This window comes from Spiroplasma gladiatoris (assembly GCF_004379335.1).
Classification (GTDB): Bacteria; Bacillota_I; Bacilli_A; order Mycoplasmatales; family Mycoplasmataceae; genus Spiroplasma_A; species Spiroplasma_A gladiatoris.
Genome location: NZ_CP038013.1, coordinates 598,389 through 611,384, shown reverse-complemented (window position 1 = coordinate 611,384; position 12,996 = coordinate 598,389). Strand labels below are relative to the sequence as shown.

Genomic DNA, 12,996 nt, shown 5'->3' with positions numbered 1-12,996 from the left:
GAAGGTTATTATGAAAAATGAAAATATATTAAACAAAATTAATGCAAATAAATTTATTCAAAAATTATTAAATAAAATAATAAATTCATATGAAGGTTTTATTGCAATAAATGGTTCAAAAAATACTGCAAAAAATTTTGTGATTGAAGAAGTTGCAAATCGTTTAACAGAAAATGGATATTATCATATCAATTTTGACTTTAAAGAATTTTTAAAAAGTAATGATATGTTAAATGATTTTGTAGGGAATTTATTATTAGAAATAAAGAATATTGAAGGACTAATGTTAGTTGATAATTTTTTAAGAGAGAAAAAAATAAAAAAAATAATCAGTCAAAAAATACATACAAATAATAGGGCAATTGCATTTAGATATTATTTTAATTACAAACCAAAACAAAATTCTATTGATGCATTTAAAATTTTTTTATTAGATATTTTGAATGAGTTTGATAAATTAATAGGTACTTACTCTTTAAAAATAATTATGACTATTGAAAATTTATTTGTATTAGACTTGTACGAAATATATGAAGGACAAATTTTAATAGAACTTTTAGCAAAAAATTTAAAAAATATTAAAGTTATTTGTTCAATTGATAATGATTTTTTACTAAAAAGTGAATTGGAAAATATTAAAAATAAAAAAGTTTTTAAAACTTATTATGAAATTACTAATGAAATTGAAACTTACAATCATCAAAACAATTTAATAAATGAGTTTATTAAAGTTAATAAAGTTCATGACATAGAATTAATTAATTCTTTGAATAATGAATTAAACTTATTTGAAAGTGTTATGAAAAAAAACTATTTATTTCATATGAATAAAGAAGTAAAAATAAATTATTTTGAAGAGATTAGTTTTATATTTTGAATTTTAAAATATTACAATAATGAAGAATATGAAAATTTTGACTTATTAATTGATTATTACAAAGTTTGATCTGACTTAGTTAACAATAAAAAAACTTTAGAAATTACTAGGTATCAAAATTTTAATAAATTAATTTTAAATTTAAGAGAAAATGATTATATTTTTAAAAATCAGCTAAGAGAAAAAGAGCTTTTAGATATTTTTCAAAAAAGTTTTGATGCAGAAATTCCTGTTTTATTTGTATTTGAAAATAATGATAAGTTTAATATTTTAAATGAATATTTTTTATTTTTCTTTTTTAGTGCAAATTTAATAGAAATACCTAATTTTTATAAAGAAAAAAAAGCACTTTGCTATAAAATCGATAAATCAAGCTTAAACCCAGCTGTTTTGTGAGTCTTTAATAGGTTAAGAATCAGAGAAATAAAAGATATTAAAAACGACAAGCATTATGAATTATTCAATAAAGAAATATATTTTATTTTTAAAACAATTGTAGATCTACTTTAATATAAAAAGAGATGTTACTTAACATCTCTTTTTATATTATTCTTCTTCTTCATTCACAGAGTGACTTCAGTCAATGTCATTTTCTTCAGCTTTGCTTTTTTTATAACACTCATTACATACCGCTACTGGAATTTCGTCTTCAATTTTTTCATCAAAAACATAAATACGTTTTGGATCTTGTGAATTTATTTCGTTTGAACATTCTGGATTTTGGCATTTTTCCATACTCAATCATCTCCTTACAATATTATTTTATATGATTTTTTAAAAATTACTTGTTTTTAAAATTACATAGTCAACTTTTTTGATATCAAGAGTTTTATTTCCCCCTGAATATGATATTGATGATTGTAAATCTTCTTGCATTTCTTTATAAGTTTCCATTAACTTACCGCGAACTTGAATCAAGTCTTTTTTACCTTCAACATAACGTTTTTCACCTTTATTATATTCACTAGCACTACCGTAGTATTCTTTATATAAAACTCCATCAATAGTTATTGATTTTCCTGGTGATTCTTGATGAGCTGCAAATAAGCTACCAACCATACACATTGTTGCTCCAAAACGTATAGATTTGGCAATATCACCATTAACTCTTAGTCCTCCATCAGCAATAATAGGTTTATTAGCAGCTTTGCTACATCATTTTATTGCTCCTAGTTGTCATCCACCAGTCCCAAAACCAGTTTTTAATTTAGTTATACATACTTTTCCCGGACCAACTCCGACTTTAGTTGCATCAGCTCCTCAATATTCTAAATCCTTAACTGCATGTGGAGTTCCAACATTACCTGCAATTATAAAAGTTTTATCTTCTAAGTGTTTTTTGATATGTTCTATCATTTTTTTTACACTTATAGAGTGCCCGTGAGCAATATCAATAGTAATATAGTCAGGGATTAAATTTTCTTTTGCAAATCTTTCAATTAATTTATAGTCTTCATCTTTAACTCCAACACTAATTGAAGAAATTAAGTTTTTATTTTTCATATTTTTTACAAATTCAAAACTATCAATGTTAAAACGATGCATTACATAAAAATAATTATGTTCAGCAAGTAAAGTACAAATTTCTTCGTTAATTACACTTGCCATATTTGCGGGCACAACTGGCATTTTAAAGGTGTGTTTTCCTAGTCTTATACTTGTGTCACATTCACTTCTAGATTTTACAGTACATAATCCTGGTATTAATTGAATATCATCATAATCAAATGCGTACATTTTTAAATTCTCCTTATTACTAAGATATTATACAAATAAAAAAAAGAAATTTCTTTCCTTTTTAAAAATTAAAATTTATTAGCAATTTCTACTATTTTTGCTTCAATTGTATTGATTGCTTCAATAGGGTTCATACTTGATATTGGATCAACTTTTGTTCCAGCAAAACAAATTGGTTCATTAATTTTTGCACCAACAAATTCAAATGTTCCTTTTAAATAAGCTGTATGATCTCCAAAAGGATATCACCCAATTGGAGCGCCTTGAGTTGTTAAAATTTGTACACTTAAATGGTCTAATAAACCCTTAGCATCTCCTTTTTTAGAGTATTTGTATGAAAATGTTTCGTTTGCTAGTAAAATATGATCTAAATAGTTTTTAATCATTGCACTTACAGCGAAATTGTTCATCGGACTTGAAATAATAACTTTATTTACTTCTTTTAATTGCTTAATATAATCTAATGCATCTTCTTGATTGAAGTATTGTTGCATATTTTCTCTAGTTAAAGTGATTTTTGCCATTTTAGTATCGTTTAAATCTAAATAAATTAATTCATCATTCGGATTATTTTTTTGATATGCTTCAATAAACTTATTTGTTAAAGCTATTGAATATGATTTATCTTTTGGACTAACTGTTCCTGAAATTACTAGTATTTTATTGTTCATTTTGTATCTCCTTATATATTTAATCTTACAAAGAAAAACTCAAAAATAATTTTCTTTTTAAAAAAATTAATATATTAAATAAAACTTAAAAAAGGTTAAAAATAGGTTAAAATTAACAAGTTATAAATTAACACCAGAAAGCGAAACATTTAATGGAATTAAATAATAAAACACAAATTTTACAAAGTTTAACTACTTATGAAAAAAGTATTATTAAATACTTAAATAAAAACAAAGCGTTTGATCAAGCGTTTGATCAAATAGAAGCGAATATAAACAGTCTTGAAATCGATCAAGAAAATATCAAAGAACAATTAACAAATTTAACAATAAATTTTGATAGTTATACATTTTTTAAAAATCAAGAAATAGAATTTGAAAGCGAATCAATCGCATGTTATTATCTTGAAGTTTTATTTAAAATTAAGTTATTAAAATTAATTGTATCAAAAACAAATGCAAACAATATACAAGGTTTTTTTAAAGACTTTTACTATTTAAATATCTTTATAGACTTAAAAACTTTAATAGAAAAATATCAACTTTTAAATTTTGATTTAAAAGAAAATAACCAAAATTTTCAAAATTTAGGTTCAGTAAGAATTGTTGGTTATGATCCTTATTTAGCAAGCGAAGCTAGAGTTTATCATAAATCAATTAGTTCAAATCTTGATAAGTTAATAAAAACATTTTTTTCATTTAGAAAGAATGTTAAATACTTAGTAAATCTAGGAGATAGTTTTAAAACTAATGAATTTTTATCAGTTGAAGATAAAAAAATTGCAATTAAATACATTAAAGATTATTTAATATATTTTAAAATTCAAAAAGCTAAGTTAGAAAATATAATTAGTCAATCAAAACTATTATTAAGTGAAGTTAACTTTTTTGATCTTGAAACTTTAAAACACAAATCAATAGTATATTTAAATACTTATGAAAATATGATTTTAAACATCAGTACTTTTAATAAAATTATTGATTCATTATTAACAATGATTAGAGATAAAAAAGCAATTTATATAAATGATAAAGAAATAATCTTAAAAAAAGCTGAGTTTATTATGAATTTTATGGATACAAATGATATTTATATGATTGCAAATTCAGTTGAATATAATATAAAAACTCTTGAACAATTTGATTTATTAAAAGATAGCTTAAAAAATGGAGATCATTTAATTATTGATAAAATTGATGATATTGATTTTGAAGATGAAGAACATAAAGAAATAAATCAAATTATAGAAACAAAACAATTAAAAGTTGAAAAATCTAATTTAACTGTTGAAGAGGAAATTGAAGTTGCAAAAACTGCAAAAGAAGAAGTTGAAGCTGCAAAAGAAGACGGAAAAACAGAAGCAAAAGAAAACATAGAAAGAACAATTACATTAAATGTTGTTGATGCTAAAAAAGTTATAGACATTTTAAGAGAATTTAACTTCTTTAAAGATGTAAAAGAAGATATTGCAGATATAAATGATGATAGTGCTGAAGAATATAGACCAAATTTCATTAAAATAGTTAAAAGAATTGATTGAGAAAGAGTTTCAAAAAACATCGAAAAAGCTATTCAGGTATTTGAAAATAAAGATTTTGATTTTAATAAAGAGTCAAAATCTGGTTTAATCAGAGAAAGTCGTATTAAATATGGAATGCATAGAAATATTGTAAAAGAAGATTCTGAAGAAGACAATAACAAAGACAGAAACAACAGAAGTAGAGATGGTGGAAATCGAAGTGGTGGCTTTGGAAACCGTGATGGTGGAAGAAGTAGAGATGGTGGAAATCGAAGTGGTGGCTTTGGAAACCGTGATGGTGGAAGAAGTAGAGATGGTGGAAATCGAAGTGGTGGCTTTGGAAACCGTGATGGTGGAAGAAGTAGAGATGGTGGAAATCGAAGTGGTGGCTTTGGAAACCGTGATGGTGGAAGAAGTAGAGATGGTGGAAATCGAAGTGGTGGCTTTGGAAACCGTGATGGTGGAAGAAGTAGAGATGGTAATAAATAAAAAAAATTTTTCTGAATATAAAAAGAAAAATTTTTTTTATTTTTATATTATAATAATAGAGTTATAAAAAAGTGTTAACTATTTTGTAATGAATAAGTCATTTTAAACAATATTTTTAAATTTTATTAATAAATAACAACTTAATATTTGAAAAACTAAACTGATATATCAATCTTTTGAGTTTTTTTAATTTTAAAAATAACTTATAAGATAATGCAAAATAGGAGGAGAATATGAAAACTTTTTTAGTGTTATTAGCAAGTTTAACAGCATCGACACCAAGTGTTGGTCAATTAATTTATAATAATTTAAACAATATTAATGATGAAGGTAATATTCCTTTTAATGACGTTTCAGATCAAGAAATAAAGTATCCAAGTTTAACAAATGAAAAATTATATGAAGAGTCAATGAATGATGAAGATTTAAGTACTAATGAAAATGGTTATGGAAAAGGTAGAAAACCATTAATAAAAAATAGTTTTTATATTAACGATGATTATGGTGCAAGTTTAGATAATAAACTTGAATCTAGTAATCCAGAAGTTAATGATATTAAACTTGAAGCAAATTTTAGCTTAAATACTAATGACACTAGTGGTGTTACAAAATTATTTATGTCAGATAGAGTAACAAGAGGTCTATATCAAGTATCATATAAAGATGGTAAACAAGTTTTTGATTTTGTAGAAGGTACAAAAGATAAATTTTATTCAGTTGGAGTAATTGAAAATAGATCGAATTTTTCAACTATTAGTTCAAACATTGGTGTTTTTGATAGTAAAGATAATATTTATCGTAGATATATAGTTGGTATGGGTTGTGATAATACTCCATGAAAATATGATGATGGAGATAATAATAATTTAAATTATATTATATTTGACTCAGAAACTAATAAATTAACTGAATTAAATTTAAAAGACATTATAGAAGATTTAATACCAGACAAAACTAAAGAAGAACCAAAAATAAAAACAATATTTTCTCCTATCAGTAAGGAAAATAAATGTGAGATTTTTTTTGCAATAGAGTATACTATTGATTCTGTTGGAACACGAAAGAGTGTTGTGATTAAAGCTGATTTATCAAAACTTACTAATTTAGATGAAAAAGAATTAAAAAGCTTTGGAGAAATAAATTTAAATAATAAACAGGATATAAAGTATAGTTTGGTTAGCACAAATCCTACGGTTGGAAGAATACATCAAGCAGCTTTTATACAAGTTAATGATTTTTTGGTGCTAGCTTTTTTATCTGATTCTGGATATGTGATGTTAAATTCAAGTGATAATTTTCAGACTCGTAAATATTTAACTAATTTAGATGAAAATGAATTTGTTGGCAATATATCTGTTACGCAACATAATTATAAAAAATTAGAAAACAATTCAGATAATCAAGATTATATTTTAGTATCAACAACTTCTATCGGAGTTAATGAAGATTATTTTGGAAGTTTATTTTATATTGATGTTAATGAATTAAAAAAAGCAGATGTACAATACGCAAAGGCAAACATAATAACAAGAACTAGAGCTAGAAATAAAAAAGAACTTGAGTTTAATATTTACGGTTGTGAGGCTGTAGAATATCAAAAAACAAGTAGAATAATTTCTTATTACGATGACTTGAATAAAGATTATGTAATAAGTTGAACCACAAACTTAGGAGTTTATTCATATAGATATGAAAATCCAATTAAATTTGGAAAAAGTACAGGACATGTGGATAGAAATATTTTACTTAGAACTTCAACTACTACAAATAATGAAGAATACAATTTACAATTTGAAATTGTCCCTAACACTTTGAATTATACAAATGGAGAACTAATTTTTCTAACAAGAAAGTGTTCTAGTAAAAATACAATTTATAAAGAAAATCAAGCGCCTGAAAACAGTTCAAAATCTTTTGCGAACTACTCATTTTCTAAATTGTATAAAAAATATGATATTTCCAAAATAAAACAAGCGCCTGAAGTAATTAATTTTAAATTGAGTGGAGATCAAAATAAACTATCAAAATCTGAAAAATTAAATTTGCTAACACAAGAAATTGCAAACAATTATAAAAACTTACCAGAACAAAATGATTTAGATTTTGGTAGACTATTTTCTGATTCGATTACAAAATCTCAAGCAGAGATCAAAGCTAATAGTTTAAAAAGAGAAGAATTTAGTTCTGAAGCTGATTATAATAATGAAAAAAATGCTGAGTTAAATAAATATGATTATTTCTTAAATGTTGATGATACAAATTCTGAAATATTATTTCCAAATAATAAATATGGATTATTAGATAATGAAGGTATTGTTGAAGTTAATGGAGCACAAACTTGGTTTTCTAAATTTAAAAATACTAAAGAACAAAAAGTTCATGTAAATTATGTATCTTCTTATGATTTGATAAATGTTGCTAAATACTTCGAAGAAAAATATAGCAACAATGTGCTTGATACATACAAAACAATAAATGACATAGTTGGTCATATTTACAATGAAATAGAATATAAAATAAATTCAGAAATCATAAATGATAATTCATTAAAAGGTTTAATGCAACAACAAATGCAATATTGAGAAATTAATGATTGAGTAGGCGGGCAAACCAATTATCCTGCAAATAAAGGTTGAGGTTTTAATGATAAAAACAGTACAACTTTTGATGAATCTACAAATACTTATACTTCTAAATTAAACAGTATCTACATAAAAGTTGGTCAACGAGATTCTTTAACAAGTTATTTAAAAATAGGAGATGGTTCAGTTGAAGATAAAAATAAATATTTAGTTAATTGAAATAATAAATTATTTATAAAATTACCAACAATTATAGTAAATTATGAGCAAAACCCATTTTTGAACAGAAATGATTATAGAGATAGTTCTGATAAAAAAGGTCAATTAGATTTAAATAAAATTGTTAAAGCTGTTCAAAATAACCAATTTAATGGAGTTGGTTTTTCAACAGATGCATCAACTTATAATATTGAATATATATTAAATAGTAGTAATAAGTTTGCTCCTGGATTTGGTTTTGCAGTAAAAGAAGAGCAAATAAAAAATAAATTAAAAGCAAATGACACAACAATTGAAGTTTATTTATATGATCGTGCATTTAACAACCCTGTTCACAATGCAAACAATGAAATTTTAAAAGAAGGAAACTATCGATTAGTAAAAGTTAGAATTTTAGGATTATCAGGTGCAGAAACATTACCAAAATGAATTATTCCCACAATATCAGTTTTAAGTATCTCAATAATATTAATATTATCAACTACAATTTGAATTGTTCTTAAAAAAAGAAATAATAAAGAATAATTAAAATAATTTTAAGAGGAGGAGAAAATGAAAAAATCAAAAATATTATTTCTTTTAACATTTCTTTTTATACCTCTTATTTATTGTTCGTTAAACATTCAAAATAAGTTTAATGATGATTATTTTCTTAGTAAGAAATTAAGTAATTCTGAAGAATATGGTGAAGGATATTTAAAAGAAGAAGTTGAAGGGGAGAAAACATTTTTTGTACCTTACACATCAACAGAAAATTTAATTAATGATGATACTAAATTAAATAAAAGTTATTATTTTATCGGTGATAAAACTAAAGAAAATATAAAATTATATGATTCAAAAAATACTAGTGAAGGTTTATCTAATTATAAAAGAATTAAATCATTAAACTATAAATTAGATTTATTTTATTTATATTATGATAAACTTATTGTCTATTCTAAAGTTTCAAGCAACTTAATCAATATTTATAGTCTAGATGTTAAAAAATTTATTAATTCTGATATTAAAGAATTAAATTTAGATGATGATAGTATTGATTTTATAAAAAATACACAATTTAAACATAATGCTATCACAAATATAAGACAGTTTTATTTTAATAGTATTTTAAAAAAGTTTTTTTGTATAACTAACAGATCGGTTTCGATATTTAACATAAACGATGAAGGTATTGCTGATAAGCAAAAAGATGTTGAAACAATAACAATTGCAAACTCTTCATTATCTGACTTAGGAGCTGTTAATGTTTTTAATAACATTATAAAAGATGGTTCAAATAGTAGTACAAGTTTATTCGTATTTAAAAGAAATACAGAAAACGCTGTTCATGTATTAAATGGTTCTAGAACTATAGCTATTAAACCGTCTGAAAAAGATGCTAATATTAATTTGATCTCATATGATAAAAATATAATAGTAGTTTACAAAGATAAATTTTACAAATTAGATTATGAGAATCTAAAAAGTTTGGTTGAAAATGAGGTTGAATTTAACTCATTAAAATCAGAAGAAATTACCTCTTTAAATAACTCATTTAAATATGGAACAATTAGATCATTTGGAGAGGTTTTTTCAAATCAAAAATATAAACAATATTATTCAACAGATAGTGGTTTAATAAAAATTGAAGCAACTAAAGAAAATGAACTAATTAATTTAAATGATAGTAGTAGTTATCAAATAACAAAACTTTCAAATAGTACTTTTTTATCACAAGCTGGAAATACTGGAATTGATGAAAATGATTCTAACATTTATAGTTTTGATTATAATAAAGGTTCTATTAAAGTATTAAGAAAAGTTATTGATATATCTTGAATGCAAGATTTTAAGTTTGATTTACATGATCTTGATTTTAATAATCCTAAAATTGATGAGTTTTTTAAATCAGCTTATGAAATAATTTTTAAACAACTTATTTATCAAGTTAAAGAAAAAAATCAAGTTGAAAATTTTTCAAAACTTTATTTTGAAGATATTTACAAGTTATTTTCAATAAAAAATTGATTAGTAAATGATGAATTAAAAACAACTTCAGAAAAAAATAATTGATTTAAACAAAAATTCTTTGATTTAAAAATTGAAGGGACAACTTTTATTTTAGGAACACCAAAAATAAAAGTTTATAACTATAAAGATTTAGAGTGAATTAAAAATGAAACTATAGATTATACAAAAGAAGTTTTTGCAATTGACTATAAAAATAATACAAAAGAATATAAAGAATTAATTGATAATATTAGTGAATTAATTAAACAAATTGATAAAAATATCATATTAGATGAAGAAAACATTACTAGCTTTGATTTATCAAAGTTAAATGATAATTCAATGCAATTACCAGTAAAATCAAGTAACAATGTAAATAGTTCTTTACTTAATCCTTTAAATGCAAATGTTAATATTAAATTTACAAACATAATCAAAAAACAAGATTTAGCATCAATCACAAATGAAATTAAATCTAAAACAAATGTTAATAAAGAAGTTTCTTACAATGATTCAAAAGAAAATTTATTAAAATGAATTATAAAAAACACTTCAAGTAGTTTAGATAATATTAATATTGAAATATCAAATGATTTAGTTTGAAATGAGTTAAACAATTCTGCAAAAGCTACTATAAAAATTAGTCAAAAAAATATGTTATTGAATAGTGAAACTTTTGATTTAACTTACACTAATTTTTCAAAAGAAAAAATAACTATTCAAGGTAGTTGATTAAATAATTTTGATCCTTTAAAAATGATAGAAAATAATTTTGAAGGAGAATTTAAAATAACTAATTTTAAAGAACTAGATAATTTAAAAATAGAAACTATAAGCAACGATTCAATAATAAAAGCTAACTTAAATAATGATATTGTTAAAGTAAGTTCTAAAAATTCAGGAAAAGCATCAATAAGTTTAAGTGCAGATAATTCTAAAGATTCACTTACACTAAACTTTAATGTTTATAAAGAGGATTTAGATTTTGGGAATTTTGACTTTTCAAATATTAATATGAAAAAAAATGAGTTAGTAAAAATTGATGTAGAAAATTACGATGTTTTTAAAGATTTAAAAATTATTTCAAATGACTATAATAATAAAATTAATACATCAATAGAAAATAAACAAGTTGTTATAAAAGCAAATGAATATGAAAAAAATAATTCTAAATTTACAGTTACTGTAGAAGGAAAAAACTTAAAAAATGAAATTAAAACAAAAAGTTTTGTTGTAGAAATTAAACCTCCATTTGTTTTCCCTTTATGATTAATTATTTTATTATCTACTTTATTAATCTTATTAATATTAGTTTTAATTATTATTGTATTTTGAATTATATGAGTTAAAAAAAGATCATTTAATAAAAGAAAAAGAATTAATGCAAGTTCTAATTATGTTGCACATGTAATTTTGCCTAAAAAACGAAAACTTAAAAATGAAAATGGATTTTTAAGAAGTGGAGTTTTTGAAAAAGAATTAGAACAAAACCTTAAAAAAATAAATAGCCCAGTATATCAAAAAAAATATTTTGGAAATAGCTATTCAGGTCTTGAAGATAATTCTCCATCAACAAATTGATGGAGAACACATAAAGAGCAAGGATTAAATTCAAAATCTAAAAAAACAATTGCTAAAACTAATAACCAAAAAAATCATATTGAAAGAATAAAAGAACTAAAAAAGAAAATTAATAAGAAGTAAAACTAAAAGTATAAACTTTTAGTTTTTTTTAACTATAAATTTATTAAGTTAAAGTGTAAAATAATTAGAGATTAAGGTTTACAAATGCAAAATAGAGATTTATTGTTAACAATATTTATAAGTATTTGATTACTAGCTTTGCTTACAACAGGTTTATTAGCATACTTTTATTCAAAAAGAATAAAAGGCTTTAAAGTAATAAATGATAAATATTTAAAAGAATTTGAAGAAGCACAAAAAATATTCACTTTAAAAGAAATTGATATTGATTATGAATTACCTAAAGATCAAAAATGTTTCTATAATAAAAAATTAGTAAGTATTTTTTTTAAAAAAAATAAGATTAAAGATAATCAAGATAAAATAAAGATAAATGATTATAAAAACTATTTTCTTACAAATAAATTAAAAAAAGATTTAGTAAATATTTATTTAACTAATAAAAATTTAGTAATTGAATTTAGCGAAAATTTTTTAAAAGTTGATATAAAAGAAATTGAATCAATAGTTTGTTATACTTTTTTTATTGATTCATGAAAAACAGGAATAGAATTAATTATAAAAAATAAAAGATATTTAATAGATTGTCATGATTTTGATTTAGTATTAAGTTATCAAACATTAATAAAGGAGAGAAATAATGAGTAAATTAATGGTAGGTATAATATTTATATGTCTTGTAAGTTTTTTTTACATAGGAAGTCTAATATTTGTTTTAATAAAAATAAATAAATTGAAAAAAATTGAAAAAACAAGATTTTTTAAAAATAAGCAATTATTAATTACTTTTTATATTCTTTCTTATTTAATTACTCCAGTTTTATTAGGATTATTAGTTGGATTAATTACATACATAGCAAGTTTAGATAGTAATAATATACCTGATAGCTATTTTTATGGATTTCAAGCAAGCTACTTAATATATGTTATTTATGTTTTAGCAATAATCTTAATAGGTACAAAATTATATAAAACAATGTATATAGTTGAAGCGAATAACTGCTATTATTTTTTAGATAATGTAGTTATTAGTAAAGAAAATATTGTTACAATCACTAATAACCTAAAAAGAAGTTATTTAATCATCAGTTATAATAATAATAATTTTAGAGAAGCATATCAATTGAAATATTCTTGAAAATTAAAAGATTTTTTTGACGAAAAATAAATTTTTCTTTAAACCCCTTAAAATAAGGGGTTTTTAT

9 protein-coding genes are annotated in these 12,996 nt (G+C 22.5%); 6 read left to right on the top strand and 3 right to left on the bottom strand.

The window, feature by feature from the left end; genetic code table 4:
• Nucleotides 1-10: 10 nt before the first annotated feature.
• Nucleotides 11-1,387 (top strand): hypothetical protein, encoded by a 1,377-nt coding sequence (locus SGLAD_RS02820; RefSeq protein WP_134297531.1) that lies wholly within the window; start codon nucleotides 11-13, stop codon nucleotides 1,385-1,387.
• A gap of 36 nt (nucleotides 1,388-1,423) precedes the next feature.
• Here the strand turns inward: SGLAD_RS02820 and SGLAD_RS02815 are convergent, their stop codons facing one another.
• The 3 genes from SGLAD_RS02815 to SGLAD_RS02805 form a co-directional block, all read right to left on the bottom strand.
• On the bottom strand, nucleotides 1,424-1,612 hold the full coding sequence (locus tag SGLAD_RS02815) for a hypothetical protein (RefSeq protein WP_134297530.1): 189 nt from the start codon (nucleotides 1,610-1,612) through the stop codon (nucleotides 1,424-1,426).
• A gap of 39 nt (nucleotides 1,613-1,651) precedes the next feature.
• A complete protein-coding gene (locus tag SGLAD_RS02810) occupies nucleotides 1,652-2,614 on the bottom strand; it encodes a GMP reductase (RefSeq protein ID WP_134297529.1) in 963 nt (320 codons plus the stop codon).
• Between the two features lie 68 nt (nucleotides 2,615-2,682).
• The gene (locus SGLAD_RS02805) at nucleotides 2,683-3,285 is read right to left on the bottom strand and encodes an FMN-dependent NADH-azoreductase (protein ID WP_134297528.1); all 603 of its coding nucleotides are present in this window, start codon (nucleotides 3,283-3,285) and stop codon (nucleotides 2,683-2,685) included.
• Between the two features lie 152 nt (nucleotides 3,286-3,437).
• On the opposite strand from SGLAD_RS02805, the gene SGLAD_RS05460 reads away from it, so the two are divergent.
• The 5 genes from SGLAD_RS05460 (at nucleotide 3,438) to SGLAD_RS02780 (ending at nucleotide 12,959) form a co-directional block, all read left to right on the top strand.
• Nucleotides 3,438-5,294, top strand: coding sequence for a hypothetical protein (locus SGLAD_RS05460; RefSeq protein WP_134297527.1), 1,857 nt, complete (start codon nucleotides 3,438-3,440; stop codon nucleotides 5,292-5,294).
• A 233-nt stretch (nucleotides 5,295-5,527) separates the two neighbouring features.
• On the top strand, nucleotides 5,528-8,620 hold the full coding sequence (locus SGLAD_RS02795) for a hypothetical protein (protein ID WP_134297526.1): 3,093 nt from the start codon (nucleotides 5,528-5,530) through the stop codon (nucleotides 8,618-8,620).
• Nucleotides 8,621-8,647: 27 nt separating this feature from the next.
• On the top strand, nucleotides 8,648-11,791 hold the full coding sequence (locus SGLAD_RS02790; protein ID WP_134297525.1) for a hypothetical protein: 3,144 nt from the start codon (nucleotides 8,648-8,650) through the stop codon (nucleotides 11,789-11,791).
• 84 nt (nucleotides 11,792-11,875) lie between these two features.
• Nucleotides 11,876-12,439, top strand: coding sequence for a hypothetical protein (locus SGLAD_RS02785; protein WP_134297524.1), 564 nt, complete (start codon nucleotides 11,876-11,878; stop codon nucleotides 12,437-12,439).
• Entirely contained in the window at nucleotides 12,432-12,959 is a 528-nt protein-coding gene (locus SGLAD_RS02780; protein WP_134297523.1) for a hypothetical protein, read from the top strand. Before SGLAD_RS02785 ends, SGLAD_RS02780 begins: the two co-directional genes overlap by 8 nt.
• The last annotated feature ends 37 nt before the right edge of the window (nucleotides 12,960-12,996 follow it).